Genomic DNA, 25,800 nt, shown 5'->3' with positions numbered 1-25,800 from the left:
GATCCTCGACTTACAGCGGCTTGACGATAAAGAGTCCGTCGTCATGACCTTCTTCCGAACCACCGTAGACCTGCTCGGCCACTGTGCGGATGGAGCTTCCGCTGGCTGCCAGCACCTGATCCATCGCACCCGCGAACCAGCCGGTGAACATGTAATCAACCTTGCGACCGACCTTGCCGTAGACATACACGAAGCAGGAGTGCTCAAGCTTGACGCTGGCGGTGCCTTTTTCGAGGTCAATGTCCTGGATCTTGAACAGCCCCCAGCCGCGCTGCGACAGACGATTCATGTAGTGCTCAAACACCGCCACGCCTTCGATGCCGTGGCATTCGGCTTCCTTTTCACACCAGTGCCAGGCCGATTTGTAGCCCGCCTTGTAGAGAATCTCGGCGTAGGCGTCGGCACCCAGCACTTCTTCGATGCCCATGTGGTTGTTAACGAAAAAGTGGCGAGGCACGTAGAGCATCGGCAGTGCGTCGGAGGTCCAGACACCGGTTTCGCTGTCGACTTCGATGGGCAGTTGCGGGGCGATTTTGGCCATGGGGAACAAACTCCAGATGATTCGGGTTACACCCACCGCAACAGGGCGGTGAGCGTGTAAGAGGGCTCAGGTGTGACTGGCGGGTTATTCGCCCCAGACGTCGGCGAGAACGTTCACCCAGTTTTCGCCCATGATCTTGCGCACCACGCGCTCGGGATGGCCGCGTTTGAGCAGGGTTTCGGTCAGGTTGGGAAATTCGCCCACGGTGCGGATGCCCAGCGGGTTGATGATCTTGCCGAAATTGGTCAGGCGGCGGGCATAGCCCTTGTCGTGGGTCAGGTACTCAAAGAAGTCCTGGCCATGACCTTGAGTGAAATCGGTGCCGATGCCGATGGCGTCCTCGCCGACGATGTTCATCACGTATTCGATGGCTTCGGCGTAGTCGTCGATGGTCGACTCGATCCCCTTGGCCAGAAACGGCGCGAACATGGTTACGCCGACAAAGCCGCCATGATCGGCGATGAACTTCAGTTCAGCGTCGGACTTGTTGCGCGGGTGTTCTTTAAGACCGGAAGGCAGGCAGTGGGAATAGCAGACCGGCTTCTTCGATTCCAGAATGACCTCTTCAGAGGTCTTGGAGCCCACGTGGGACAGGTCGCACATCACGCCCACACGGTTCATCTCGGCCACGATCTCGCGACCAAAACCCGACAGACCTCCGTCGCGCTCGTAACAGCCTGTGCCCACCAGATTCTGGGTGTTGTAGCACATCTGCACGATACCCACGCCCAGCTTCTTGAAGATCTCGACGTAGCCAATCTGATCCTCATAGGCATGGGCATTCTGGAAGCCGAACAGGATGCCGGTCTTGCCCAGTTCCTTGGCCTTGCGGATGTCGGCGGTGGTGTGGACGGGCATCACCAGATCGCTGTTTTCGCGCATCAGCTTCTGGCTGGTGCAAATGCTGTTGATGGTGGCCTGAAAGCCTTCCCATACCGACACGGTGCAGTTGGCCATCGTCAGGCCGCCCTTGCGCATGTCTTCAAACAGTTCACGGTTCCATTTGGCGATGATCAGCCCGTCAATAACGATGCTGTCGGCGTGCAGTTCGGCTGGGCTCATCAGGCTGTCCCCTTTTGGTTCTTGCGCACCGAATCGGCTGTCGGCGCTAATGAGGTCAGCATATGCCGGAGGGTCGGGCGAGCCGGGTGCAAAAACGACAAGGGGCTTGCCGAAAGCGTCAAGAAACGACAAAGGGAGACAGCACCTCGTCACGCCGTGTTGTAAACCTGTTCATTGCCACGCGCTTGAGACAGAATTCATGGCATCAATGGATCGGAGCGACTCAATGAAGACGATTTTCCTGACCCTGGCCCTGGCGGCGTCGGTCGCAACAGGCGCACACGCCGCTCAGAACCCGGACAGCACGCCGTGCGACGGTGTGGATGGTGACAATCAAACCCTGGAATGCTCGGCTTACAGCCGCCATACCGCCGAAGAACTGCTTAAGGAAAACTTTCAGAACCTGTTGCAGCGGGTTCAGTCGCAGTTCGTCGCCAACAAGACGCAGTTCAACGATTTCACCAGCAAGCTCAAGACGGCCCAGTCCGCCTGGGAAAAGCTGCGTGATGCCGATTGTGCGGTCGAGGTGTTTCCGTCTGCAGCAGGCAGCAAGGCGTTCACCATCAGTGAAAACGACTGCGTAGCGCGCATGAGTGATGAGCGGTCGGAGTATCTGGAGTCGATTGCACAGGAATAACGCCAGCGATGAGATAACCTGTTTCTTTTATGAATCACTTCATCAGGTTTTCTCATGATTATTTGCGGTGTAGAAATCAAAGGCAGTGAAGCCATCTTTGCTCTGGCCACGCGTCAGCAAGGCGGCATCGCACACTTGCCACTGGCGACCAAGAAGATTGCGCTGGAGGATGACGACGAGTCCGCCAACGTCAAAGCGTTCGCCACCCAGATCGCCAGTTTTGTGCGCGAGAACGGCATCAGCCATGTCGCGATCAAGAAACGCAGCAAGAAAGGCGAATTTGCCGGTGGCCCGACCACGTTCAAGATCGAGACGGTGTTTCAGCTACTGTCCGATTGCGATGTGACGCTCGTTTCCCCGCAAACTATCAACGCCCAGAACAAGAAACACGCTTTCGCCCTGCCCGACACGCTGAACAAATACCAGCATGAGGCTTACAAGACGGCATGTGCGGGGCTGATGAAGTCGGCTTAGGGAACGCGCTGATGCCCCACCTTTGATGACACAGATACAAGCCGCCTCCCACATGAGAATCCCACGTATCACCTACGAAGCGGACGCGGAGCGCCCTGAGAGGCGTTACCACGCAGAGCGTGGGAACGAGCGTCGGTGTATCTTACGCAGATCGTACTCACGCTCCGAGTGGGCATGCAGCCCGTGACCCTCTGCGTCACATTCCACCGGCATCGCAGATTTCTGACAGGCGTAAAAAAACCCGCATCACTGCGGGTTTTCTCAATGCTCAATCAACTCAGTTGATCTTGGCATCCAGCTCGCCACGGGCGTAGCGTTCGAACATGGCGTCCAGCGAGATCGGTTTGATCTTCGAGGCGTTGCCAGCGGTGCCGAAGGCTTCGTAGCGGGCGATGCAGACGTCACGCATGGCCACGACAGTCTTGGCCAGATACTTGCGCGGGTCGAACTCGCTGCGGTTTTTGGCCATGAATTCGCGGATGGCACCCGTGGACGCCAGACGCAGGTCGGTGTCGATATTGACCTTGCGCACGCCGTGCTTGATGCCTTCAACGATTTCTTCGACCGGCACACCGTAAGTCTCTTTGATGTCGCCGCCGTATTCGTTAATGATCTTCAGCCATTCCTGTGGAACGGACGAGGAGCCGTGCATCACCAGGTGAGTGTTCGGAATGCGCTTGTGGATCTCTTTGATGCGCTCGATCGCCAGGATGTCGCCAGTAGGCGGCTTGGTGAACTTGTAAGCGCCGTGGCTGGTGCCGATGGCGATGGCCAGAGCATCGACCTGAGTCTTCTTCACGAAGTCAGCGGCTTCTTCCGGGTCAGTCAGCATTTGGCTGTGATCCAGGATGCCTTCAGCGCCAACGCCGTCTTCTTCGCCAGCCATGCCGGTTTCCAGCGAACCCAGAACGCCCAGCTCGCCTTCCACGGACACGCCACAGGCGTGAGCGAAGGCCACCACGCGACGGGTTACGTCAACGTTGTATTCGTAATCGGCCGGGGACTTGCCGTCTTCTTTCAGCGAGCCGTCCATCATCACCGAACTGAAGCCCAGCTGGATCGAGCGCTGGCAGATGTCGGGGCTGGTGCCGTGGTCCTGGTGCATGACCACCGGGATGTGCGGGAATTCTTCGATTGCTGCGAGGATCAGGTGACGCAGGAACGGGGCACCGGCGTATTTGCGGGCACCGGCCGAGGCCTGAACGATCACCGGGGAGTCGGTCTTGTCGGCCGCTTCCATAATGGCGCGCATTTGTTCCAGGTTGTTTACGTTGAAAGCTGGAACGCCGTAGCCGAACTCGGCTGCGTGGTCCAACATCTGGCGCATGCTGATAAGTGCCATTGTCTGTTTCTCTCCCGGTAGGGTCGTTAATCGTGCAAGCCTGCCGTAGTGGCGGCTGCTATTCAAGTTATACGCAAGGGCCCGAGGCCCTGCGGGTGGTGCATCGGCTACGACTTATCGGGCCTTGCAGCCGCGACCGATCAAATCGTTGGTAGCGTCCCAGTACACCAGGCCTTCGCTGCCTTTGTTGTCGAACGCCAACACATTATTGCTGTAAAGCGTGCCACTGGAAGCGCCCGGTTCGGCTTTAAGCCGGAAAACCTGATCGCTCTGATTCAGACGCGCATCCACTTCTTTTTTAGCTGAATCGATATAGCGCCAGTGAATTTCGGCACCACTGTCACATGTCCAGTGGTTCCAAGGATCATTCTGTTGCGGTGCGCTCATCATTGAGCAACCGCCAAGCCCCGCCAATATTCCGAGGGCAATCAAGCCTTTCATGACTTCTCCTGGCTGCCCTGCGAAACCCGGCGCGTGCCTGTGGTTTCGTTGTATCAAGGGCAATTCTGTTCCTGTTTACGGTCATCGGCCGGTTCACCCGTAACGCGCGCCTCAACCCGTTGATTGTTCTCGGTCGTCGGCACATCCACGGAGGCCGGGCTGAATATTTTGCAGGCACCGGCATGAGAACCGGAACCGGCACAGCCGGCTAACACAACGCAACTCACAAGCGCCAGGGCAGCGATCTTCATGGCAAAACTCCTTCTTCATAAAAGATGTCCACCCATTAATGACCGCTGAAGCCTGCCGAGGTTGCCGTAAAGACTTCAACCCGGCTCACGGACAGCCTGGCAATCCTGTTGCTTTGGGCATGAATTCGTAACGATCCCATACCTCCTGCCCGCCGCGCTTGTAGATCACTGGCACCGTTTCAGCCTGCCATCCCGCCTGGTAGCAACTCAAATGAAGCACATCGGTCGGGGCAGTGCTCTCTGCCTCTTCGGCTTCAGGCTTGCCTGCACAACCGCCCAGCAAACCTGCGATGAGAAACAACGGTAATGCCCTGACCATGTACGACTCCTTGTCCAAAAGCCCGGATTCAGGCCTTGGCGCGTTGTTCAAGCATTTCAACCGCTGGCAGGACCTTGCCTTCCACGAACTCGAGGAACGCGCCGCCGCCTGTGGAAATATAGGAAATCTGTTCGGCCACGCCGTACTTGTCGATGGCGGCCAGTGTGTCGCCACCGCCCGCGATGGAAAACGCAGGGCTTTCGGCAATGGCCTTGGCCAGTGTCTTGGTGCCTTCGCCAAACTGATCGAATTCGAACACGCCCACCGGGCCGTTCCACAGGATAGTCTTCGAAGATTTCAACAAGTCGGCGAAGTGCGCAGCGGTTTGCGGACCGATGTCCAGAATCATGTCGTCATCGGCAACGTCGGCGATCAGCTTGACGGTGGCAGTGGCGCTCTCGGCAAATTCTTTGGCAACCACGACGTCGGTCGGCAAGGGCACGCTGACCTTGCCGGCGATTTCGCGTGCGGTGTCCAAGAGATCCGGCTCGTACAGGGATTTGCCGACTTTGTGACCGGCTGCGGCCAGGAAGGTATTGGCGATGCCGCCGCCGACGATCAACTGATTGCAGATCGCGCTCAGGCTGTTGAGCACGTCCAGCTTGGTGGACACCTTGGAACCGGCAACGATGGCCGCCATTGGCTGGGCCGGAGCGCCGAGCGCCTTGCCCAGTGCATCCAGTTCGGCAGCCAGCAGCGGGCCTGCCGCGGCAACCTTGGCGAATTTGGCCACGCCGTGGGTCGAGCCTTCGGCGCGGTGTGCGGTGCCGAAAGCGTCCATCACGAACACGTCGCACAGCGCGGCGTATTTCTGCGCCAGCTCATCGGCGTTCTTTTTCTCGCCCTTGTTGAAGCGCACGTTTTCGAACAGCACGACATCACCCGGCTTGACGTCAACGCCGTCCAGGTACTCGGCAACCAGCGGAACGTCGCGGCCCAGGGCCTTGCTCAGGTAGTCGGCAACCGGCTTGAGGCTGTTCTCTGCGGAGAACTCGCCTTCGGTCGGGCGACCCAGGTGCGAGCAGACCATCACGGCCGCCCCCTTTTCCAGCGCCAGCTTGATGGTCGGCAGCGAAGCAAGAATACGTGCATCGCTGCTGACAACGCCGTCCTTTACAGGGACGTTGAGGTCTTCACGAATCAGTACACGTTTACCTTGCAGATCGAGGTCGGTCATCTTCAACACGGTCATGAGGCGTTCCTGTTTTTTACTGTTGTTGGTCAGCGACGCGCAGAAAGTGCTCTGCAACGTCGAGCATTCGATTGGCAAAGCCCCACTCGTTGTCGAACCAGGCCAGCAGAGTCACCAGCCTTGGTCCTGAAACGCGGGTCTGACTCGCATCGACAATCGCCGAATGCGGATCATGATTGAAATCACAGCTGGCGTGCGGCAGCTCAGTGTAGGCCAGCAAACCTTTCAACGGACCGCTGGTGGCGGCCTCACGCAGGATTCGGTTGATGTCCTGAGCGTCCGTATCACGAGCCGTCTGCAATGTGATGTCCAGACAGGAGACATTGACGGTCGGTACGCGAACAGCTTTGGCCTGAATTCGCCCGGCAAGTTCCGGAAGCAGCCTTTCGATTCCGCGTGCCAGGCCTGTGGACACCGGAATGATCGACTGAAACGCCGAGCGTGTACGGCGCAGATCTTCGTGGTGATAGGCGTCGATCACCGGCTGGTCGTTCATCGCCGAGTGAATCGTGGTGATGGTGACGTATTCCAGACCGACCGCCTGATCCAGCAACCGTAACAGCGGCACGCTGCAATTGGTCGTGCAGGACGCGGCCGAGACCAACAGCTCACGACCGGTCAGCTTCTGCTGGTTGATGCCGAACACCACCGTGGCATCCACATCGCCTTCGCTGGCCATCGGCTGCGAAAAAAGCACGCGTGGTGCGCCAGCGTCGAGAAAGCGCTGGCCGTCTTCACGGGTGTTGTAGACGCCCGAGCACTCCAGCACCAGATCCACTTCCAGCGCGGCCCAGTCGATGTCTTCAGGTGTGGAACTGCGCAGCACCTTGATCTTGTGATCATTGATGTGCAGGTATTGCCCTTCGACCCTGACCTGACCGGGAAACCGGCCGTGGGTGGAATCGAAGCGCGTGAGGTATTCGAGACTGGCCATGTCGGCCAGATCATTGATGGCAACCACTTCGAACCCGGCTTTCGTCCCTCGCTCACACAGCGCACGCACGACGCAACGACCAATGCGGCCGTAGCCGTTCAGAGCAACTTTATAGGGGCGGGGCTGGGGCATGGGGTTCTCATGGATTTAAGCTGAACCCGAAGGGGCGCGCTTGCTGACGGCCGCGGCTGCCCGGACAACATGGAGACTGTCCGGGCAATCCGTTTGCGGGCAAACGCGTCCCTGCGAGGGGACGCGTCGTACTTAGCCTTCGAGCAGCTCTTCAGCAGTGCTCAGGACGTTTTCCAGCGTGAAGCCAAACTCTTCGAACAGCGCAGGCGCAGGCGCCGACTCGCCGAAGGTGGTCATACCGATCACGCGACCTTCCAGACCGACGTACTTGTACCAGTAGTCGGCATGCGCCGCTTCGATGGCGATGCGCGCGCTGACCTGCAGAGGCAGAACGTCCTGCTTGTACATCGCATCCTGAGCTTCGAACACGCTGGTGCATGGCATGGACACCACACGAACCTTGCGGCCCTGCCCGTTCAGTTTGTCGTAGGCCTGAACGGCCAGACCGATTTCGGAGCCGGTGGCGATCAGGATCAGCTCAGGCTCGCCGACACAGTCGCGCAGCACGTAGCCACCGCGAGCGATGTTAGCCAGCTGGGCTTCGTCACGCGCCTGGTGAGGCAGGTTCTGACGCGAGAAGATCAGTGCCGAAGGGCCGTCGTTACGCTCGATGGCGTATTTCCAGGCCACTGCCGATTCCACGGCATCGGCTGGACGCCAGGTGTCCAGGTTCGGCGTGGTACGCAGGCTGGTCAGCTGCTCGATCGGCTGGTGAGTCGGGCCGTCTTCGCCCAGACCGATGGAGTCATGGGTGAACACGTAGATCACGCGCTTCTTCATCAGCGAGGACATGCGCACCGCGTTCCGGGCGTATTCCATGAAGATCAGGAAGGTCGCGCCGTACGGCACGAAACCGCCGTGCAGGGCGATACCGTTCATCATGGCGCCCATGCCGAACTCACGTACACCGTAGTGCAGGTAGTTGCCGTTAGGGTCTTCGCCAGTGATGCTCTTGCAGCCTTTCCAGATGGTCAGGTTGGAACCGGCCAGGTCAGCCGATCCGCCAAGGATCTCAGGCAGCAACGGGCCCAGCGCGCTCAAGGCATTCTGGCTGGCTTTACGGCTGGCGATGGTTTCGCCCTTAGCGTTGACTTCCGCCACGTAGGCAGCCGATTTCTCGGCGAAGTCAGCCGGCAGTTCGCCGCTCATGCGACGGATGAAATCGTTGGCCAGCTCAGGGTGTGCAGCGGAATAGGCCGCGAAACGCTGGTCCCACTCGGCTTCGGCAGCCAGGCCTTTTTCCTTGCCGTTCCACTCGGCATAGATGTCAGCCGGGATATCGAAAGGACCGTGGTTCCACTTCAAGGCAGCGCGGGTCAGGGCGATTTCGTCAGCGCCCAGTGGAGCGCCGTGGGACTCTTCCTTGCCCTGCTTGTTCGGCGAGCCGAAACCGATGGTGGTCTTGCAGCAGATCAGGGTCGGCTGCTCGCTCTTGCGAGCGGTGTCGATAGCGGTCTTGATCTCGTCGGCGTCATGGCCGTCGACATTGCGGATGACCTGCCAACCGTATGACTCGAAACGCTTCGGCGTGTCGTCGGTGAACCAGCCTTCGACTTCGCCGTCGATGGAGATGCCGTTGTCATCGTAGAAAGCGATCAGCTTGCCCAGTTGCAGAGTGCCGGCCAGCGAGGCGACTTCGTGCGAGATGCCTTCCATCATGCAGCCGTCACCCATGAACACGTACGTGTGGTGATCGACGATGGAATGGCCCGGACGGTTGAACTGCGCAGCCAGTGTCTTTTCGGCAGCGGCGAAACCGACGGCGTTGGCAAAGCCCTGACCCAACGGGCCGGTGGTGGTTTCAATGCCTGGGGTGTAACCGTACTCGGGGTGACCCGGCGTGCGGCTGTGCAACTGACGGAAGTTCTTCAGGTCATCGATGGACAGGTCGTAGCCGGTCAGGTGCAGCAGCGAATAGACCAGCATCGAACCGTGACCATTGGACATGATGAAACGGTCACGGTCGGCGAACGCAGGGTTGGCCGGGTTATGCTTCAGATAATCGCGCCAAAGAACTTCGGCGATATCCGCCATGCCCATAGGGGCGCCCGGATGGCCGCTGTTGGCTTTTTGCACGGCATCCATGCTGAGGGCACGAATAGCGTTGGCACGCTCACGACGGCTTGGCATCGCTGATCTCCTGGGAATAAAGGATTGGGATCTGAAAAAGGCGGCCATTTTCCCTCAGGGACCGGCCGGGGGCAATCACAGATAGTGGACCTTAGGCTTTTTTCCTGTGTTGTGGACATTAATTAGCCTGTTAACACTGGATAACGCCGATACACGACAAGTTCAGCAGGATCGACAGACGCCACTGACCGAGCAATATCAAAACTTTTTGATATTGCTCTTGCGAGGTCCGGAATCGGTCACTAGACTGCGGAGCCTATGAACCTGCGCGTACCTGCAATTCGCCATGATGCCTGCGACGACCTCTCTGCCCTGTGCAAGGCCGGCGGTGATCCTTTGCGGCTCAATGTCTTGCGTGCGCTGACCAACGACTCATTCGGCGTGCTGGAACTGGCGCAGATTTTTGCCATCGGTCAATCCGGCATGAGCCACCATCTCAAGGTGCTGGCCCAGGCCGATCTGGTGGCGACCCGGCGTGAAGGCAATGCGATTTTCTACCGTCGCGCCCTGCCCCACACCGACCTGCCCGGCGGCAAGCTGCACGCCGCGCTGCTCGACGAGGTCGACACCCTTGAGTTGCCGACTGACGTTCAGGGGCGTATTGGTCTGGTGCACCGCCAACGGGCGCTGGCCAGCCAGGATTTCTTTGCTCGTACGGCGGAGAAGTTTCGTGCCCAGCAAGACCTGATCGCAGGCCTTGCGCAGTACAGCGAAAGCCTGCTGACGCTGCTCGACAAACTGAGCTTCGGCAGCGAGGCCACCGCACTGGAAGTAGGCCCCGGCGACGGCGGCTTTCTTCCTGAACTGGCGCGGCGTTTCAAGCACGTCGTGGCGATGGACAGCAGCCCGACCATGCTTGAACTGGCGCGTAACCTGTGCGAGCGCAAAGCACTGTTTAATGTAGAGCTCAAGCTGGCCGATGCACTGACAGACAGTAAAGTGAGCGCCGACTGTGTCGTCTTGAACATGGTGCTCCATCATTTCGCCGCACCGGCCGAAGCGCTGGTGCAACTGGCCGAATGCGTACGACCCGGCGGTAGCTTGCTGGTAACAGAATTGTGTAGTCATGACCAGAGCTGGGCCAGGGAGGCCTGTGGCGATCTCTGGTTAGGTTTCGAGCAGGAAGACCTGGCCCGTTGGGCCATCGCTGCGGGGCTAGTTCCCGGGGAAAGCCTTTACATAGGCTTACGTAATGGTTTCCAGATCCAGGTTCGCCATTTTCAGCGACCGGCTGGCGACACTCACCATCGGTAAAATGAAGGAAACCCGTAGAGATGAGCGAATACTCACTTTTCACCTCCGAGTCCGTGTCCGAAGGGCATCCGGACAAGATCGCCGACCAGATTTCCGATGCGGTTCTGGACGCCATCATCGCTGAAGACAAATACGCCCGTGTGGCGTGCGAAACACTGGTCAAGACCGGTGTGGCGATCATCGCTGGCGAAGTGTCGACGTCGGCCTGGGTCGATCTGGAAGACATCGTGCGTAACGTCATCCTCGACATCGGCTACGACAGCTCCGACGTCGGCTTCGACGGCGCGACGTGCGGCGTGATGAACATCATCGGCAAGCAGTCAGTGGACATCGCCCAAGGCGTTGACCGCAGCAAGCCTGAAGATCAGGGTGCTGGCGACCAAGGCCTGATGTTCGGCTACGCCAGCAACGAAACCGACGTACTGATGCCTGCGCCGATCACCTTCTCGCACCAACTGGTCGAGCGTCAGGCTCAAGCCCGTAAATCCGGCCTGCTGCCTTGGCTGCGCCCGGATGCGAAATCCCAGGTCACCTGCCGCTACGAAAACGGCAAGGTTGTGGGCGTCGACGCCATCGTGCTGTCGACCCAGCACAACCCGGACGTTTCCTACAAAGACCTGCGCGAAGGCGTGATGGAGCTGATCGTCAAGCACGTCATTCCAGCGCACCTGCTGCACAAGGACACTCAGTTTCACATCAACCCGACCGGCAACTTCATCATCGGTGGCCCGGTAGGCGACTGTGGCCTGACCGGCCGCAAGATCATCGTCGACACCTACGGCGGCATGGCCCGTCACGGCGGAGGCGCGTTCTCCGGCAAAGACCCGTCGAAGGTTGACCGTTCGGCGGCCTACGCCGGCCGTTACGTAGCCAAGAACATCGTCGCTGCCGGCTTGGCCGAGCGTTGCGAAATCCAGGTGTCCTACGCCATCGGCGTTGCACAACCGACCTCGATCTCGCTGAACACCTTCGGCACCGGCAAGCTGTCCGATGACAAGATCATCAGCCTGGTTCGCGAGCACTTCGACCTGCGTCCATACGCGATCACCACCATGCTGGATCTGCTGCACCCGATGTACAAGGCCACTGCGGCCTACGGCCACTTCGGTCGTACCCCGGTCGAAATGACCGTTGGCGATGACACCTTCACCGCCTTCACCTGGGAAAAAACCGACCGCGCCGACGCCCTGCGCGCTGCTGCCGGCCTGTAAGTTCCTGCGGTAACCAAAAGCCCCCGGCGACGCGAGTCTCCGGGGGCTTTTTATTGCCTCACGAAGCCTTCACATTACTCAAAAAGAGCCTGGACTCGCGCCAGTACATCGTCGATCACTACGTCGGGAGCTGATTCGACACACTTGGCACCTCGGGCCTCCAGATCAACCGTACGAATCTGGTTACATAACACGACACCTTGCGTCTCGGTGCCCGACCCGCTTAGAGGGACGGCGAACCCGGCATAGCGAGCAAAGTCTCCGCCCTGTGTGATCGGCGCAATGATTGCCAGGCCAGATACGTTATAAGCGGCAGGCGTCAGCACCAGTGCGGGACGAAAGTCACCCTGCTGCTCCCGGCCAGCGGTCGGATTCAAATTGATACGAACGATATCAGACCGGTTGAATCTGGACCGCTTCAAACTTCACGTCCTGTAGGCCGCATTGCGTTCCATTCGGCCAACTCCTCAGGCTCGCTTGCACTCAAATCACACTGGGCCATCAGGTCGGCCAGTCGATAACGCAGCTTCGTCCTTGCAGGCTTCAGCGTCATCACTTCAGTGGAGACATCGAGTACCAGCACATCACCACTGACCAGACTCATCTGTTTGAGCACATTGGCCGGCAAACGTATTGCCGCGCTATTGCCCCATTGCTGGATTTTGACTTCCATAACGCACCCCATGAAAATTGTAGATACATTGTAGAAACGCACAATCTGATACGCAAATGTTTTTTTTGACGAGATCAAGGCACAGCTGCGCCTCAAAACAGGCAGACAGTGTACGGGCGGCCAAGCGTCGCAAAACCCGGAAACCATCCAGATCGACCCTAAAGCGACACTGCATCTAGCCTTTTGCAGCCAATCCCAAGCAAGGACGCTTCGATGCCGTTTGCAATTCGTCTGATCAGTTTTGCCCTTCTGCTTTACTTCTCGACCACCGCACCCGCCAGCCAATGCCCTGAATGGTCCCACGACAAGGCGCAAAGCGAAATTCGCGAACTACACCGCCAGATCGCCGAATGGGACGACAGTTATCACCGCTTGGGCGTCTCGCAAATTGCCGATGAGCTTTATGATCAGTCCCGCCAGAAACTGAACACGTGGCGTGCATGCTTTGCGGTCCCGATGTCGGACGACAATCCGCTGAAGACAGCAAGCGGCCCGGTGCCACACCCGGTTGCGCATACGGGCGTCAACAAGCTGGCCGACGAGAAAGCGGTCAAAACCTGGCTCAAGGGCCGAACCGATCTGTGGATTCAGCCCAAGGTCGATGGCGTGGCGGTCACCCTGGTCTATTCCGCAGGCAAGCTGACACACGTCATCAGCCGAGGCGACGGTGTCAGAGGGCAGGACTGGACGCCTCATGCACAGCTGATCCACGCCATACCCCGGCAATTGCCTTGGCCGGATGACGTTATTCTGCAAGGTGAGTTGTACGAGCGGCTGACAGACCATGTGCAAGCCTCCTCTGGCAGCGTCAATGCGCGCAGTAAGGTTGCGGGGTTGATGGCGCGTAAGACGATAAGCCCCGCGCAAGCCGACACCATCGGCTTGTTCGTCTGGGACTGGCCCAACGGACCCGCTTTGATGTCAGAACGTCTGGCCGGCCTGAAAGCCTTGGGTTTCATCGATAGCGCCGCCTACACGTTGCCACTTGAAAGCCATGCCCAGGCTGCGCAATGGCGTGAACACTGGTATCGCAGCCCCCTGCCGTTCGCCACGGATGGCGTAATCCTGCGTCAGGGCGAGCGCCCCGCTGCCGAGCGTTGGCAGGCCAAAGCGCCGTATTGGATTGCGGCCTGGAAGCACCCCTTCGCGCAGGCGCTGGCGCAGGTACGCAACGTGAGTTTCACGGTGGGGCGCAGCGGCCGGGTCACGCCCATTCTGGAGCTGGTGCCGATTCGTCTGGACGATCGCACCATCAGCCGTATCAGCACAGGTTCGCTGCAACGCTGGCAAACGCTGGATATCCGCCCCGGCGATCAGGTTGCGGTCAGTCTGGCCGGCCTCACCATCCCTCGACTCGACGGCGTGATAACCCGCAGCGTCGAGCGCGCCGAGGTGAACGCTCCACACGCCAGCGATTTTCATGAGCTCAGTTGCTGGCAGCCGACGCCTGGCTGCCATAGCCAGTTCAGGGCCAGGCTGACCTGGCTCAGCGGCAAGAAGGGCTTGGCGTTGAACGGTATAGGCCCGGGAACCTGGGACAAACTGATCGAAAGCGGAAAAATCGGCGGCCTGCTCGATTGGATGCCCCTTGAACAGGCCGAGCTTGCTAACATTCCCGGCCTTGCCGAGCGCAGCAGCGCTAAACTGTTCGCCAGCCTGCAAGACGCCCGGAAAAGGCCGTTCCAGACATGGCTCAAGGCCATTGGGCTGCCCCCGACGGGAAATGCTCCCTTGGGCAACGATTGGGACGATCTTGCCGCACGCAGCGCCGAACAATGGCAGGCTGAACCGGGGATTGGCCCGGGACGCGCTGCGAAACTACACGCTTTTTTTCAGGACGCACACGTGCAGGCACTAAGCCAGCAATTGCGTACTCAAGGTATTTCAGGTTTCTAGAAGCCGGGTTTCATTCTTTATGCCCGGACGTTGTCGTTTTCAAAAGGAGTTCATATGAAGTTTTTGTCGCCGCTGATTCTTTTCGCCAGTTGCACGCTGTTGGCCACACCTCTGCTGGCCGCTGACCAGGCTCCGCCTTCCGAATGCCTGCTCAAGAGTCAGGAAATCAGCAGCAAGATTCAAGATGCCAAAACCGAAGGCAACAAGGCCGAACAGACGGGCCTTGAAAAAGCATTGGCCGAGGTCAATGCCAACTGCACCGAAACGTCATTGCTCAAACAACGTGAACAAAAGGTGCTGGACGCCAAACGCGAAGTCAGCCGCCGTCAGACCGACCTGAACAAGGCGATGGACAAGGGCGACCCGGAGAAGATCAACAAGCGCAAGGACAAGCTCGCCGAATCCCGCAAGGAGTTGCAGGACGCGCAGGCCGAGCTCGAAAAAGTGCAGCCGGACGAGTGAGCGAAAATCAGCAGCAGCTCCTCATACGCGCAATCCATTGCATGAGCGCTATTTGCATCGATCCCTGGGGCGGACCGGGCGGCGTTCCGCTCTTATCCAACAAGAACGCTGAACGACGCTTCTGCCCGCAGGGCGTGGGAGCTTCCGGGGGTTACGACGGCTGCGATGGGCTGCGCAGCGGCCCTTGGCGGCATCTGCCCTAACGCATTTGCAGGTGTTGCTGCCGGTTCCCGGCAGATCGCGGACAAGTGGAATGCCGCCCGATCCGCTCCACCGTCAGGTTTGCTGGCCAACGGCGGTGTCAGAATCCGGCAATCACGCCGCTGCCGGAAAGGCCGACACCCCGAACAACGCAACGATCAAGCCCATTCCGACCAGCCAGGTAATGGAGCGCATCGCCGCCAGGTCTGCCAGATAAAAGATGATGTAAAGCAGACGACTGGTGATGAACAACACCGCCAGCACATCGATGGTGACCAACTGCGCATTGCCCGCGATGTGAGCAATTATCACGGCAGCAGCGAATGCCGGTGTCACTTCGTAGCTGTTCAGTTGCGCCGCATGCGCACGCTTGGGAAAGCCTTCGAGCTTGTCGAGAAAAGCGCGGGGGTCGTGATTATTGCCCCTTTTGAATTTTCCACTGCCGATCTTGGCGGTGGCTGCGCAGGCGATGGGCAAAAGGATCGCCACCAGTACACACCAGAAAGCTACTGTCATAGGTCCATCCTTTATTGTTTCGGCTTCATTGAGAAGCATGCCAGGCAGGAACAGCCTAAAAGCTCAGAGCAGGATGTCGCTCAAAGGTTCTTCCCATTCACACCAGTTTAGGAAATATCAGGCTGAACGTCGTGAACTGCCCGGGCTCGCTTTCGACCTTAACCTGCCCTTCGTGCAGGCTCATAATCGAACGAACGATGGCCAACCCAAGGCCAGTGCCGCCCTGCTGCCGGGCGCGACTGACGTGTACCCGGTAGAACCGGTCGAACAGCCGAGGAAGGTGTTCGGCGCTGATCCCCTCGCCCGCGTTGCGCACGGTCAGCGAGATTTCGTCGACATGCGTGACAATCGTTATCGTGATGGTGCTGCCGCTAACGCCGTGGCGAATGGCATTGGACAACAGGTTGGAGATCGCCCGCTGAATCATCAGCCGATCCCCCATCGCCCGGCCCTTGCCTTCAATATGAAGGGTGATGTCCCGGTCTTCGGCCGATGCCGAAAACAGCTCGCCTACCTTCTCCGCCTCTTCCCTCAGATCGATGGCTTCCAGCGCCAGCGGGGCCGAAGGCTGGCTCACGCTGGCCAGAAACAGCATTTGAGCGATCATGCGCGACATGCGCTCCAACTCTTCGGTGCAGGATTCAAGGGCCTGCCTGTATTCCTCTGGCGGACGCGGCCGCGACAGGGTGACCTGCGCCTTGCCCATCAGGTTATTCATGGGCGAACGCATCTCGTGCGCCAAGTCATCCGAAAACTGCGACAGTTGCTGAACATCGCCATCCAGCCGGTGCAGCATGAAATTCACGGCATGCGCCAGGTCGCGCAACTCGTCTGGTAGTCCGGTCACTTTCATGCGGTGGGAAAGGTCGCGCGCCGAGATCAGCGCCGTCACTTTCCTGAAAGCCCCCAACGGCTTCAAACCGCGGCGCACCACCCACCAGGCTCCAAGGCCGACCAGCAGCAGAATCACAGGCAGAATCATGAACGTGGACATCATGTACGCGTGCAACAGCGAGGTGTCGTTTTTCCTGTCCAGCGTCAGCATGACCAGAATGTTTTCGTCGGTTCTCAGGCGAATACTCTTGTAGCCCACCAACAGCTTGTGCCCTTCGCTGGAATCCAACTCATGAAAGCCTTCAGCCTGACCGTCGGCAGCAGGAGGCGGCAAATCGCGGCCCTCCTTGTTGCCGATGTTCATCAACGGCTGCCTGGGCATGCTCGAATCGAAGATGCTCAGTGCAAAACTGTCATGACCGACAATCTGATCGCGCAGCGTGTGGGGGTACTGAACGATATCCCCGACGGACAGAAAGCCCTCGCTCAACCCATGTTCGATTTGCGCAAACTTCTCTCGCAGGCTGTCTTGGGCACGCAGATCGAGTTGGTGGGAGATGGCCGCATAAGCGAACAACTCCATGATCAGCACCAAAAACGCGCTCAACGCGGTGACCGTCAGGCCCAACCGGGTTGAAAGGCGCGTTGGCTTCATTCTCGGACTTCCAGCACATACCCCACGCCACGCAGCGTATGGATCAGTTTGGTTTCGAACGGATCATCGATCTTGGCACGCAAGCGGCGAATGGACACCTCGACCACATTGGTGTCGCAATCGAAGTTCATGTCCCACACCAGCGAGATGATCTGGGTACGCGACATCACCTCTCCGGTATGGCGCATCAACAGGTGCAGCAGGGCGAACTCCTTGGTGGTCAGGTCGATACGCTGCTTGCCACGAAACGCCCGATGACGCCCTTGATCCAGCTCAAGGTCCCCGACCTGCAACACTTGAGGCGCGGTCGGCTGCTCACAGCGGCGCATCAAGGTGCGCACTCTGGCCAGCAGTTCCGGAAACTCGAAAGGCTTGACCAGGTAATCGTCAGCCCCCATTTCCAGGCCTTTGACCTTCTCTTCCAGACGTCCCCGTGCGGTGACCATCATGATGCGGGTATTGACGGTTTTTCTGAGCCGGGCCAAGACCTCCCATCCATCCATTTCAGGCAGGTTTACATCCAGAATGACGATGTCATAGGCCTGATGCTGCGCGAGATAAAGGCCGTCGAGTCCGGTGACGGCGATATCGACAACATAGCCACTTTCGGTCAGCCCCTGATGCATGTATTCGGCAGTTTTCGGCTCGTCCTCTACTACAAGGATTCGCATGGATAAGTGTCCTGTCTGATGAGCGATTGAGAAGCAGTGTACGGGCAATCAGCCAGCCTCCACAGCACATAACGGAATTGTAATTTTCCGGCAATCCCGCTGATACCTCCGGTTACATAAAGTCCTCCCATCCAGATTCAACCGGCCCCGTGGCGCCGTTGTTCTTTCTTTTTGATGAGGGTGATGTATGCGACTGGAGAGCCAAGAACGTGCTCGGGTCTAGGCGGGTGTCGGGACTGACACGCATGAGAGCGGGTGCGCTGTGCATGCTGTTGATAGCGCCCGTGTGGGCAACGGCTCAAGGCTTGAGTCTGCCGCAGGCTATCGATGCCGCGTTCAAGCAAAACCCGGATCTGGCGGCGGCCCGATGGGAAATCGGCGTGGCTGAAGGCGAGCGCCAACAGGCGGGCCTGATTCCCAACCCGGTGGTGTCCTGGGAAGCGGAGGATACCCGCAGCGAAACCCGCACGACCACGGTCATGCTCAGCCAGGCGCTGGAACTGGGCGGCAAGCGAGGCGCACGTATCGAGGCCGCCAGTCGAGGCCAGGACGCCGCCCGGATAGAGCTGGAACGACGCGGCAATGAATTGCGTGCCGAGGTCGTTCAGGCGTTCTACGCCGCAGCCCGTGCCCAGGCAGGCCTTGACCTGGCCCGACAATCCCGGTCACTGGCCGAGCGCGGTTTGCATGTGGCTGAAGGACGCGTCAAGGCGGGTAAGACCTCGCCAGTCGAGGCCACCCGCGCTCAGGTGCAACTGGCCGAAACCGACCTGCTGGTGCGCCGCGCCGAAACACTGAAAATCAATAGCTACCGGGAATTGGCTCGAGCCACCGGATCGGCCAGCACCTCGTTTGACCGCCTGGATTACACCCACCTCTCCCCCGGCCAGTCACCTCCGTCCTCGACACTCCTGAGCCTGATCAACCAGACCGCTGAGCTGCGTCTCGCCCAGGCACAGATCGATCAACAGGAAGCCACACTGGGTTCGGAACGCGCCAAGCGCACCCCGGACCTGACCGTTAGCGTCGGCAGCCAGTACAGCCGTGAAGACCGTGAACGCATCAATGTGGTCGGCCTGTCGATGCCGATCCCCCTGTTCGACCGTAATCAGGGCAACGTCCTTTCCGCTGCGCGCCGAACCGATCAGGCACGCGACCTGCGCAACGCCGTGGAGCTGAAGCTGCGCACGCAGGTCCAGTCAGCCCTTGATCAGTGGTCCACCGCCGCCCGCGAGGTGGAGTCGTTCAACCGAATCATTTTGCCCGCCGCACAGCGCGCCGTGGACACCGCGACACGCGGTTTCGAGATGGGAAAATTCGGCTTTCTCGACGTGCTGGATGCACAGCGCACGCTGATCTCAGCCCGTAGCCAGTACCTGGAATCGTTGGCCATAGCCACCGACGCCAGCGTCACCGTCGAGCGCATCTACGGCGACCTCGACCGGTTCAGCCCCAAACCCTGACCTCTATTTTTCGCCATCACAGAGCGCACCGCAGCGTGCGCAGCATCGACATGAATGCCGGGAGCATCTATGGACAACAAACGAAGCATTGGCATCGCCCTGGCGGTGGTGGTCATCATTGGCCTGGGCAGCCTGACCGTTAACCCTGAGTTGCTGCCCTTCAGCGCCCAGGCCGAATCGGACACCCACCCCAACGAATCGGCAGACGCCCACGCGGGGGAAGAAGCCCACGCCGATAAAGAGCATGGCGAGAAAGGTCACGGCCATGAGCCCGAACAGCATGGCGCCGCCTCGGAACCGGCCCATGAGGAAGAGGAAGGCCACTTGGAACTCAGCGCCGAACAGATCAAGGCCGCCGGTATCGAACTGGCCACTGCCGGCCCCAGACCGATGAGCACGTCGGTCACCTTCCCCGGCGAGATTCGCTTCGATGAAGACCGGACCGCACATGTGGTGCCCCGCGTCGGCGGTGTCGTGGAGGCGGTCAAGGTCGAGCTGGGCCAGAGCGTCAAGAAAGGTCAGGTGCTGGCGATCATTGCCAGCCAGCAGATCTCCGACCAGCGCAGCGAGTTGAGCGCCGCCCAGCGCCGTCAGGAACTGGCGCGGCTGACCCTGCAACGCGAGAAAAAGCTCTGGGAAGACCAGATCTCGGCCGAGCAGGATTACCAGCAGGCCCGACAGGCGTTTCAGGAGGCCGACATCAGCCTGTCCAACGCCCGGCAGAAACTCAGCGCCATCGGTGCCAGCGTCAGCCCCACCGCGGGCAACCGCTATGAACTGATCGCACCGTTCGACGCGATGGTCGTTGAAAAACACCTGGCCATCGGCGAGGTGGTCAGCGAGGCGAGCAATGCCTTTACGCTCTCTGATCTGTCCCGTGTCTGGGCCACCTTCGGCGTCGCGCCCAAGGACCTGGACAAAGTGATCGTCGGCCGCCCGGTCACCGTCAGCGCCCCCGACCTGAATGCTCGCGTCGAAGGCCGCATCGGTTATGTCGGCAGCCTGTTGGGTGAGCAGACACGCGCCGCCACCGTTCGCGTCACCCTCGCCAACCCCAATGGCGCCTGGCGACCGGGGCTGTTCGTCTCGGTCGACGTGGCCGCAGAGCAGAATCAGGTCGCGGTCAGCCTGCCCGAATCGGCCATCCAGAGCGTCGAAGACAAGCCCTCGGTGTTCGTGCGCAACGACGAGGACTTTCAGTTGACGCCGGTCACGCTCGGTCGCAGCGATGACGGCTATGTGGAAATCCTCAAAGGCCTGGCCGCAGGCACTCAAGTGGCCGCCGCCGGCAGCTTCATTCTCAAGTCGGAGCTGGGCAAAGGCTCCGCCGAGCACGCCCATTGACCTGCGTCGTACGAGTACTCCCCCATGTTTGAACGGTTGATCAAATTCGCGATTGAACAGCGCATCGTGGTGATGCTCGCGGTCGTGCTGATGGCAGGGCTGGGCATCGCCAGTTATCAGAAACTGCCCATCGATGCCGTGCCCGACATCACCAACGTGCAGGTGCAGATCAACACTTCGGCGCCCGGCTTTTCGCCGCTGGAAACCGAGCAACGCATCACCTTCGCCATCGAAACCAACATGGCAGGTTTGCCGGGCCTGCAACAGACGCGCTCACTGTCGCGCTCGGGCCTGTCGCAGGTGACGGTGATTTTCGAGGACGGCACCGACCTGTTCTTTGCTCGCCAACAGGTGAACGAACGCCTGCAGATCGCCAAGGACCAGTTGCCCGAAGGCGTCGACACCATGATGGGACCTGTCTCCACCGGGCTGGGCGAGATTTTCCTGTGGACGGTCGAGGCCCGGGAAGGCGCGCGGAAGGAAGATGGCACGCCGTACACACCAACCGATTTGCGAGTGATTCAGGACTGGATCATCAAGCCGCAATTGCGCAACGTACCGGGCGTGGCTGAAATCAACACCATCGGCGGCTTTGCCAAGCAATATGAAATCGCCCCGGATCCCAAGAAACTCGCTGCCTACAAGCTGACCCTGAACGATCTGGTCGCCGCACTGGAACGCAACAACGCCAACGTTGGCGCGGGCTATATCGAGCGCGGCGGCGAGCAACTGCTGATCCGCGCACCGGGCCAGCTGGAAAACATCGACGACATTGCCAACATCGTCATCGCCAACGTGCAGGGCACGCCGATCCGGGTGAGCAGCGTGGCTGAAGTCGGCATCGGCAAGGAAATGCGCTCAGGCGCCGCCACTGAAAACGGTCGCGAGGTGGTCCTCGGCACCGTGTTCATGCTGATTGGCGAAAACAGCCGCACGGTTTCCCAAGCGGTGGCCGCCAAACTGGCCGACATCAACCGCACGCTGCCTGAGGGCGTCGAAGCGGTCACTGTTTACGACCGCACACATCTGGTCGAAAAAGCCATCGCGACGGTCAAGAAGAACCTGGTCGAAGGCGCGATTCTGGTCATCGCGATCCTGTTTCTGTTTCTGGGCAACATCCGTGCAGCGCTGATCACGGCGATGGTGATTCCGCTGGCAATGCTGTTCACCTTGACCGGCATGTTCACCAACAAGGTCAGCGCCAACCTCATGAGCCTTGGCGCGCTGGACTTTGGCATCATCGTCGATGGCGCGGTGGTGATCGTCGAGAACTCGATTCGCAGGCTTGCCCATGCGCAGCAGAAACACGGCCGGATGCTGACCCGCGCTGAACGCTTCCATGAGGTTTTTGCGGCTGCAAAAGAAGCCCGACGGCCGCTGATCTTCGGCCAGTTGATCATCATGGTGGTGTACCTGCCGATCTTCGCCCTCACCGGCGTGGAAGGCAAAATGTTCCACCCGATGGCGTTCACCGTGGTGATCGCCCTGCTCGGTGCCATGATCCTGTCGGTCACCTTCGTGCCTGCGGCCATCGCGATGTTCGTGACTGGCAAGGTCAAGGAAGAAGAAGGCTTCGTGATGCGCACCGCTCGCCAGCGCTATGCACCGGTGCTGGGCTGGGTGCTGGGGCACCGCTGGATTGCCTTCACCCTGGCGTTCGTGGTGATGGTGCTGTCAGGGTTTACGGCCAGCCGCATGGGCAGTGAATTCATCCCGAGCCTGAGTGAAGGCGATTTCGCGCTGCAAGCCTTGCGCGTACCGGGCACCAGCCTGGCGCAATCGGTGGACATGCAGCAGCGCCTCGAAAAAGCCGTGATCGAACAAATGCCCGAAGTCGAGCGAATGTTCGCCCGCACCGGCACCGCCGAAATCGCCGCCGACCCGATGCCGCCGAACATCTCTGACAGCTACGTGATGCTCAAACCGCAAAGCGAGTGGCCTGACCCGGACAAGTCGCGGGAAACCCTGATCGCCGAGCTGCAAAAGGCCGCTGCCAGCGTGCCGGGCAGCAATTATGAGTTGTCCCAGCCGATTCAGTTGCGCTTCAACGAGTTGGTATCGGGGGTGCGCAGCGACGTAGCCGTCAAAGTGTTTGGCGATGACATGGCCGTGCTTAACCAGACCGCCGCCAAAATCGCGGCCGCCATGCAAAAGGTGCCGGGCGCGTCAGAGGTGAAGGTGGAACAAACCACCGGCCTGCCGGTACTGACCATCAATATCGACCGCGACAAAGCCGCACGTTTCGGCCTCAACGTGGCTGATGTGCAGGACGCCATCGCCACGGCATTGGGCGGACGTCAGGCCGGCACACTGTATGAGGGAGATCGCCGCTTCGACATGGTGGTGCGCCTGTCCGAACAACTGCGCACCGACGTGGCCGGGCTGTCCAGCCTGCTGATTCCGGTGCCGGCCAGCGCAGGCAGCATTAACCAGCAGATCAGCTTCATCTCGCTGGCTCAGGTCGCCAGCCTTGATCTGGTGCTGGGTCCGAACCAGATCAGCCGCGAGAACGGCAAGCGGCTGGTGATCGTCAGCGCCAACGTGCGAGGCCGAGACCTGGGCTCGTTCGTCGAGGACGCGGGCCAGACCCTCGACCGCGACGTGCAGATTCCGGCAGGTTACTGGACCAACTGGGGCGGTCAGTTCGAACAGCTGCAATCGGCTGCCAAACGCTTGCAGATCGTTGTACCCGTCGCATTGCTGCTGGTGCTGGCGCTGCTGTTCCTGATGTTCAACAACCTCAAGGACGGCCTGCTGGTCTTCACCGGCATCCCGTTCGCCCTGACCGGTGGCGTCATGGCCCTGTGGCTGCGCGACATACCGCTGTCCATCTCCGCAGGCGTGGGCTTCATCGCATTGTCAGGTGTGGCGGTGCTCAACGGGCTGGTGATGATCGCGTTCATCCGTAACCTGCGCGAAGAAGGCCGCTCCCTGCACGACGCCATCACTGAAGGCGCCCTCACCCGCCTGCGTCCGGTACTCATGACCGCGCTGGTCGCGTCGCTGGGCTTCATCCCGATGGCGCTGGCAACAGGCACTGGTGCAGAAGTGCAGAGGCCGCTGGCGACGGTGGTGATTGGCGGGATTCTGTCGTCTACGGCACTGACGTTACTGGTATTGCCAGCGTTGTATCAGTGGGCGCATCGACGGGAGGACGTCGAAACGTAAGAATAAAAACGGCCATTTGAGTGCGTCGGTTCAGGCGATCCAGCGTTGCCTGAATCGACGCAATCGACCTCGGCTGTAGCCTTATTCATACGTACATATCAGAACGGCAGGACGACTCTGGCCGACTTGTACGATGGTGATCGTAGTCCTGACGGGCGATAGTAGCGCTGCTTCGATTTTGAGGGGATCGGAGGCGCAAACCACCTTTGCCCTCTTGGTCTGCAGATAACGGTCCAATTAGTTGAGCGCCATAACTGATCAAATGTTACTTTTTGCGGTCAAAGCAGCAGTTTTATTCAGGCGTGTCTGCTTCTCTCAATCGCGTAAGGAAACGCATCATGTTTGAAGATGGAAAGTTTCGTTGCGTGTGTAAACCAGAGGGCGGGAGCCGAGAGCCCCGACACGTTTCGTCATTCTGGGGTTTACGTCAGCTAGGAGCAACATCATGGACCTGACCTTCGGAACCTCCCTTAACCAGAGCGTCGCACGCCTGGGCCGTGTGCAGCGCTATACCCTCGACGTGCTGGTGCAGGACACCGAATACGATCCCGAGCAGCTCATCGGTCAGCCCGTCAGCCTGGCCATACTGCTAGGCCGAGATGCAGGAGGTCAGGCTGTAATGGAGCAGATGCAGCGCTGCGCTGAACCTCAAAGGTATGCAGGCGCTGCTCGTGATCTGGCAGGTTATTTTTGTGTGTCCGGTGAATATGCAGAAGCTGTCAAATTTTATCAGCAAGGCGTAAGGCTAGGTGACCTAGCACCAGCCAGAAGGTTAGCAGAAGCGCTCAAAGGGCCATCGTCTCCGGAAGATCTCTATTACCTGAACTTAAAGCCCGACCCGGACCGTTCAAGTAGGTGTACAGCTATTGCCAAACTTCCTAGAAGCAACGAAACATTGAATTCTAAAACCAAGGAACCAGACTCAATTGTGCCACTTCCCTCAGCCAACGTTCCGGCTTGGGACAATACGTTGCAATGGGAAAATGACCTCACTATAAAAGCATCTCCCAAAAAGCCAGAAGACAATTTAATACAGCACTTAAGCAAGAAGAAACTTAGACACCCTCGCAAGCCCAACCTTATTATCAACTTAAGCCACACCACACATTAGAAGCTGTTAACAGGCACAAGAAAAACAACAATGACTGCCTATATTTTTTTGAACATTGTCCCACATAACACAACCCAAAATTTAACCTGATCGGAATAACAAAATGATTACACTGATCCTCTTCGCAAGCGCTTTTTGGGGAATATTCTACATAGGCCTAGTGGTATACCGCGCCGTCACTGCGGACACCAGAGGCGGAATTTCAGGCGTGCTGAGTTCCGGCGTATTATTCAAGATGGCACTTGCATTTTTAGCACTAGGCGTGACGTTAGGAGCTATTTATCTGGGTGGCACCGCTAGCGGCATTAGCGGTTCTGGAGGAGACTCTGAAAGTCGTCATATTCTTGAGGTGGCCGCTGCTATCAGCCAGTTTTGTTTATTCGCAAGCTTAGCCTTATCTGCAGCAGCGGTAATAAGTTACCTATACAAAAAAGCGTTAGCTAACACAGCAAAGAGACTGGATTAAAATGTTTGATTTGAAACCCAGCCCTTGCTTGATTATATGGAAATGTCTTAATCGACGGGGCACCGCACCTTGAAAGGCCTCATCCAGCAATTGATGCCGTACCAAGTTAGGCTACGTCTTGCATGTCAATAATCGCACCGTGTTTGTACCGCCAGTAAACGGAGACTTTCTCATGGACCTGACCTTCGGAACCGCCCTCAGCCAGAGTGGCCGCCTCCTGCAACTCACCACGCCCCTGGGCGAGCATCAGCTGCAGGCCCTGCGCGTCCAAGGCGTCGAGCGCCTTGGCCGTGTGCCGCGCTACACCCTCGACGTGCTGGTGCAGGACACCGAATACGATCCCGAGCAGCTCATCGGTCAGCCCGTCAGCCTCGCCGTACTCTGCGATGACGGCAGTTCCGCCCAGCGCCACGGTCTGGT

General features: G+C 59.1%; 25 protein-coding genes and 1 pseudogene. 12 read left to right on the top strand and 14 right to left on the bottom strand.

Going from position 1 to position 25,800, the window contains the following annotated elements; genetic code table 11:
- Positions 1 to 10: 10 nt before the first annotated feature.
- Positions 11 to 541 (bottom strand): DUF5943 domain-containing protein, encoded by a 531-nt coding sequence (locus ALP40_RS09095; RefSeq protein ID WP_122207959.1) that lies wholly within the window; start codon positions 539 to 541, stop codon positions 11 to 13.
- Positions 542 to 625: 84 nt separating this feature from the next.
- On the bottom strand, positions 626 to 1,603 hold the full coding sequence (locus ALP40_RS09090; protein ID WP_004880223.1) for a dipeptidase: 978 nt from the start codon (positions 1,601 to 1,603) through the stop codon (positions 626 to 628).
- Between the two features lie 226 nt (positions 1,604 to 1,829).
- Here ALP40_RS09090 and ALP40_RS09080 point away from each other — a divergent pair, with 226 nt between their 5' ends.
- Together ALP40_RS09080 and ALP40_RS09075 are read left to right on the top strand one after the other, a co-directional pair.
- Entirely contained in the window at positions 1,830 to 2,240 is a 411-nt protein-coding gene (locus ALP40_RS09080; protein ID WP_122207957.1) for a lysozyme inhibitor LprI family protein, read from the top strand.
- A 54-nt stretch (positions 2,241 to 2,294) separates the two neighbouring features.
- Complete coding sequence (locus ALP40_RS09075) at positions 2,295 to 2,714, top strand: DUF3010 family protein (RefSeq protein ID WP_122207956.1); 420 nt, start codon at positions 2,295 to 2,297, stop codon at positions 2,712 to 2,714.
- A 277-nt stretch (positions 2,715 to 2,991) separates the two neighbouring features.
- Here the strand turns inward: ALP40_RS09075 and fba are convergent, their stop codons facing one another.
- From fba to tkt, 7 genes are all read right to left on the bottom strand, one after another.
- Entirely contained in the window at positions 2,992 to 4,056 is a 1,065-nt protein-coding gene (fba, locus tag ALP40_RS09070) for a class II fructose-bisphosphate aldolase (RefSeq protein ID WP_004880227.1), read from the bottom strand.
- 114 nt (positions 4,057 to 4,170) lie between these two features.
- Positions 4,171 to 4,497 (bottom strand): MliC family protein, encoded by a 327-nt coding sequence (locus ALP40_RS09065; RefSeq protein WP_122207955.1) that lies wholly within the window; start codon positions 4,495 to 4,497, stop codon positions 4,171 to 4,173.
- A 53-nt stretch (positions 4,498 to 4,550) separates the two neighbouring features.
- A complete protein-coding gene (locus ALP40_RS09060) occupies positions 4,551 to 4,748 on the bottom strand; it encodes a hypothetical protein (protein WP_122207954.1) in 198 nt (65 codons plus the stop codon).
- A gap of 85 nt (positions 4,749 to 4,833) precedes the next feature.
- Positions 4,834 to 5,067, bottom strand: coding sequence for a hypothetical protein (locus tag ALP40_RS09055; RefSeq protein ID WP_122207953.1), 234 nt, complete (start codon positions 5,065 to 5,067; stop codon positions 4,834 to 4,836).
- Between the two features lie 28 nt (positions 5,068 to 5,095).
- Positions 5,096 to 6,259, bottom strand: a complete 1,164-nt coding sequence (locus ALP40_RS09050; protein ID WP_122207952.1) for a phosphoglycerate kinase — start codon at positions 6,257 to 6,259, stop codon at positions 5,096 to 5,098.
- Between the two features lie 16 nt (positions 6,260 to 6,275).
- A complete protein-coding gene (epd, locus tag ALP40_RS09045; RefSeq protein WP_122207951.1) occupies positions 6,276 to 7,325 on the bottom strand; it encodes an erythrose-4-phosphate dehydrogenase in 1,050 nt (349 codons plus the stop codon).
- A gap of 132 nt (positions 7,326 to 7,457) precedes the next feature.
- Positions 7,458 to 9,455, bottom strand: a complete 1,998-nt coding sequence (gene tkt / locus ALP40_RS09040) for a transketolase (RefSeq protein WP_122207950.1) — start codon at positions 9,453 to 9,455, stop codon at positions 7,458 to 7,460.
- 258 nt (positions 9,456 to 9,713) lie between these two features.
- Here tkt and ALP40_RS09035 point away from each other — a divergent pair, with 258 nt between their 5' ends.
- Complete coding sequence (locus ALP40_RS09035; protein ID WP_122207949.1) at positions 9,714 to 10,709, top strand: metalloregulator ArsR/SmtB family transcription factor; 996 nt, start codon at positions 9,714 to 9,716, stop codon at positions 10,707 to 10,709.
- 20 nt (positions 10,710 to 10,729) lie between these two features.
- Positions 10,730 to 11,920 (top strand): methionine adenosyltransferase, encoded by a 1,191-nt coding sequence (gene metK / locus ALP40_RS09030; protein WP_122207948.1) that lies wholly within the window; start codon positions 10,730 to 10,732, stop codon positions 11,918 to 11,920.
- Between the two features lie 74 nt (positions 11,921 to 11,994).
- On the opposite strand, the gene ALP40_RS09025 is transcribed toward metK, so the two are convergent.
- Together ALP40_RS09025 and ALP40_RS09020 are read right to left on the bottom strand one after the other, a co-directional pair.
- Positions 11,995 to 12,342, bottom strand: a complete 348-nt coding sequence (locus tag ALP40_RS09025) for a type II toxin-antitoxin system ChpB family toxin (RefSeq protein ID WP_122207947.1) — start codon at positions 12,340 to 12,342, stop codon at positions 11,995 to 11,997.
- Entirely contained in the window at positions 12,339 to 12,593 is a 255-nt protein-coding gene (locus tag ALP40_RS09020) for an AbrB/MazE/SpoVT family DNA-binding domain-containing protein (protein ID WP_122207946.1), read from the bottom strand. Before ALP40_RS09020 ends, ALP40_RS09025 begins: the two co-directional genes overlap by 4 nt.
- Before the next feature lie 213 nt (positions 12,594 to 12,806).
- Between ALP40_RS09020 and ligB the strand changes: the two genes are divergently transcribed.
- Both ligB and ALP40_RS09010 read left to right on the top strand, forming a co-directional pair.
- Positions 12,807 to 14,489 carry an NAD-dependent DNA ligase LigB gene (gene ligB, locus ALP40_RS09015; protein WP_122207945.1) on the top strand — a complete coding sequence of 561 codons (1,683 nt, stop codon included), beginning with the start codon at positions 12,807 to 12,809 and terminating at the stop codon, positions 14,487 to 14,489.
- Positions 14,490 to 14,543: 54 nt separating this feature from the next.
- Complete coding sequence (locus tag ALP40_RS09010; protein WP_122207944.1) at positions 14,544 to 14,951, top strand: DUF1090 domain-containing protein; 408 nt, start codon at positions 14,544 to 14,546, stop codon at positions 14,949 to 14,951.
- A gap of 315 nt (positions 14,952 to 15,266) precedes the next feature.
- Here the strand turns inward: ALP40_RS09010 and ALP40_RS09005 are convergent, their stop codons facing one another.
- The 3 genes from ALP40_RS09005 to ALP40_RS08995 form a co-directional block, all read right to left on the bottom strand.
- Positions 15,267 to 15,668 carry an MAPEG family protein gene (locus ALP40_RS09005; protein WP_122207943.1) on the bottom strand — a complete coding sequence of 134 codons (402 nt, stop codon included), beginning with the start codon at positions 15,666 to 15,668 and terminating at the stop codon, positions 15,267 to 15,269.
- Positions 15,669 to 15,765: 97 nt separating this feature from the next.
- Positions 15,766 to 17,157 (bottom strand): heavy metal sensor histidine kinase, encoded by a 1,392-nt coding sequence (locus ALP40_RS09000; RefSeq protein WP_122207942.1) that lies wholly within the window; start codon positions 17,155 to 17,157, stop codon positions 15,766 to 15,768.
- Positions 17,154 to 17,828 carry a heavy metal response regulator transcription factor gene (locus tag ALP40_RS08995; RefSeq protein ID WP_122207941.1) on the bottom strand — a complete coding sequence of 225 codons (675 nt, stop codon included), beginning with the start codon at positions 17,826 to 17,828 and terminating at the stop codon, positions 17,154 to 17,156. Before ALP40_RS08995 ends, ALP40_RS09000 begins: the two co-directional genes overlap by 4 nt.
- A gap of 245 nt (positions 17,829 to 18,073) precedes the next feature.
- Between ALP40_RS08995 and ALP40_RS08990 the strand changes: the two genes are divergently transcribed.
- The 6 genes and pseudogenes from ALP40_RS08990 to ALP40_RS25975 form a co-directional block, all read left to right on the top strand.
- Positions 18,074 to 19,291 carry a TolC family protein gene (locus ALP40_RS08990; RefSeq protein WP_122207940.1) on the top strand — a complete coding sequence of 406 codons (1,218 nt, stop codon included), beginning with the start codon at positions 18,074 to 18,076 and terminating at the stop codon, positions 19,289 to 19,291.
- 69 nt (positions 19,292 to 19,360) lie between these two features.
- Positions 19,361 to 20,635 carry an efflux RND transporter periplasmic adaptor subunit gene (locus ALP40_RS08985; protein ID WP_122207939.1) on the top strand — a complete coding sequence of 425 codons (1,275 nt, stop codon included), beginning with the start codon at positions 19,361 to 19,363 and terminating at the stop codon, positions 20,633 to 20,635.
- A gap of 24 nt (positions 20,636 to 20,659) precedes the next feature.
- Positions 20,660 to 23,803: a CusA/CzcA family heavy metal efflux RND transporter gene (locus ALP40_RS08980; RefSeq protein WP_122207938.1), complete on the top strand. Its 3,144-nt coding sequence runs from the start codon at positions 20,660 to 20,662 to the stop codon at positions 23,801 to 23,803.
- A 445-nt stretch (positions 23,804 to 24,248) separates the two neighbouring features.
- Complete coding sequence (locus ALP40_RS08975; RefSeq protein ID WP_221034594.1) at positions 24,249 to 24,914, top strand: DUF6396 domain-containing protein; 666 nt, start codon at positions 24,249 to 24,251, stop codon at positions 24,912 to 24,914.
- Between the two features lie 103 nt (positions 24,915 to 25,017).
- On the top strand, positions 25,018 to 25,380 hold the full coding sequence (locus tag ALP40_RS08970) for a hypothetical protein (protein ID WP_122207937.1): 363 nt from the start codon (positions 25,018 to 25,020) through the stop codon (positions 25,378 to 25,380).
- Positions 25,381 to 25,552: 172 nt separating this feature from the next.
- Positions 25,553 to 25,800, top strand: a pseudogene (locus tag ALP40_RS25975) (hypothetical protein); the annotation flags it as partial.

It is taken from the genome of Pseudomonas viridiflava, from assembly GCF_003702045.1.
GTDB lineage: Bacteria > Pseudomonadota > Gammaproteobacteria > Pseudomonadales > Pseudomonadaceae > Aquipseudomonas > Aquipseudomonas viridiflava_C.
This window is presented reverse-complemented; position numbering and strand designations above follow the sequence as displayed.

Bases quoted from the DNA above. Each gene is read 5' to 3' on its own strand.
- ALP40_RS09010 (WP_122207944.1), top strand. From the start codon at position 14,544: ATGAAGTTTTTGTCGCCGCTGATTCTTTTCGCCAGTTGCACGCTGTTG.
- ALP40_RS09055 (WP_122207953.1), bottom strand. From the start codon at position 5,067: ATGGTCAGGGCATTACCGTTGTTTCTCATCGCAGGTTTGCTGGGCGGT.
- ALP40_RS08970 (WP_122207937.1), top strand. From the start codon at position 25,018: ATGATTACACTGATCCTCTTCGCAAGCGCTTTTTGGGGAATATTCTAC.
- ligB (WP_122207945.1), top strand. From the start codon at position 12,807: ATGCCGTTTGCAATTCGTCTGATCAGTTTTGCCCTTCTGCTTTACTTC.
- ALP40_RS09050 (WP_122207952.1), bottom strand. From the start codon at position 6,259: ATGACCGTGTTGAAGATGACCGACCTCGATCTGCAAGGTAAACGTGTA.
- metK (WP_122207948.1), top strand. From the start codon at position 10,730: ATGAGCGAATACTCACTTTTCACCTCCGAGTCCGTGTCCGAAGGGCAT.
- ALP40_RS08995 (WP_122207941.1), bottom strand. From the start codon at position 17,828: ATGCGAATCCTTGTAGTAGAGGACGAGCCGAAAACTGCCGAATACATG.
- ALP40_RS09065 (WP_122207955.1), bottom strand. From the start codon at position 4,497: ATGAAAGGCTTGATTGCCCTCGGAATATTGGCGGGGCTTGGCGGTTGC.
- ALP40_RS08980 (WP_122207938.1), top strand. From the start codon at position 20,660: ATGTTTGAACGGTTGATCAAATTCGCGATTGAACAGCGCATCGTGGTG.
- ALP40_RS09035 (WP_122207949.1), top strand. From the start codon at position 9,714: ATGAACCTGCGCGTACCTGCAATTCGCCATGATGCCTGCGACGACCTC.
- ALP40_RS08975 (WP_221034594.1), top strand. From the start codon at position 24,249: ATGGACCTGACCTTCGGAACCTCCCTTAACCAGAGCGTCGCACGCCTG.
- ALP40_RS09090 (WP_004880223.1), bottom strand. From the start codon at position 1,603: ATGAGCCCAGCCGAACTGCACGCCGACAGCATCGTTATTGACGGGCTG.
- ALP40_RS09005 (WP_122207943.1), bottom strand. From the start codon at position 15,668: ATGACAGTAGCTTTCTGGTGTGTACTGGTGGCGATCCTTTTGCCCATC.
- fba (WP_004880227.1), bottom strand. From the start codon at position 4,056: ATGGCACTTATCAGCATGCGCCAGATGTTGGACCACGCAGCCGAGTTC.
- ALP40_RS09075 (WP_122207956.1), top strand. From the start codon at position 2,295: ATGATTATTTGCGGTGTAGAAATCAAAGGCAGTGAAGCCATCTTTGCT.
- ALP40_RS09060 (WP_122207954.1), bottom strand. From the start codon at position 4,748: ATGAAGATCGCTGCCCTGGCGCTTGTGAGTTGCGTTGTGTTAGCCGGC.
- ALP40_RS08990 (WP_122207940.1), top strand. From the start codon at position 18,074: ATGAGAGCGGGTGCGCTGTGCATGCTGTTGATAGCGCCCGTGTGGGCA.
- epd (WP_122207951.1), bottom strand. From the start codon at position 7,325: ATGCCCCAGCCCCGCCCCTATAAAGTTGCTCTGAACGGCTACGGCCGC.
- ALP40_RS09000 (WP_122207942.1), bottom strand. From the start codon at position 17,157: ATGAAGCCAACGCGCCTTTCAACCCGGTTGGGCCTGACGGTCACCGCG.
- ALP40_RS09095 (WP_122207959.1), bottom strand. From the start codon at position 541: ATGGCCAAAATCGCCCCGCAACTGCCCATCGAAGTCGACAGCGAAACC.
- ALP40_RS09080 (WP_122207957.1), top strand. From the start codon at position 1,830: ATGAAGACGATTTTCCTGACCCTGGCCCTGGCGGCGTCGGTCGCAACA.
- tkt (WP_122207950.1), bottom strand. From the start codon at position 9,455: ATGCCAAGCCGTCGTGAGCGTGCCAACGCTATTCGTGCCCTCAGCATG.
- ALP40_RS08985 (WP_122207939.1), top strand. From the start codon at position 19,361: ATGGACAACAAACGAAGCATTGGCATCGCCCTGGCGGTGGTGGTCATC.
- ALP40_RS09020 (WP_122207946.1), bottom strand. From the start codon at position 12,593: ATGGAAGTCAAAATCCAGCAATGGGGCAATAGCGCGGCAATACGTTTG.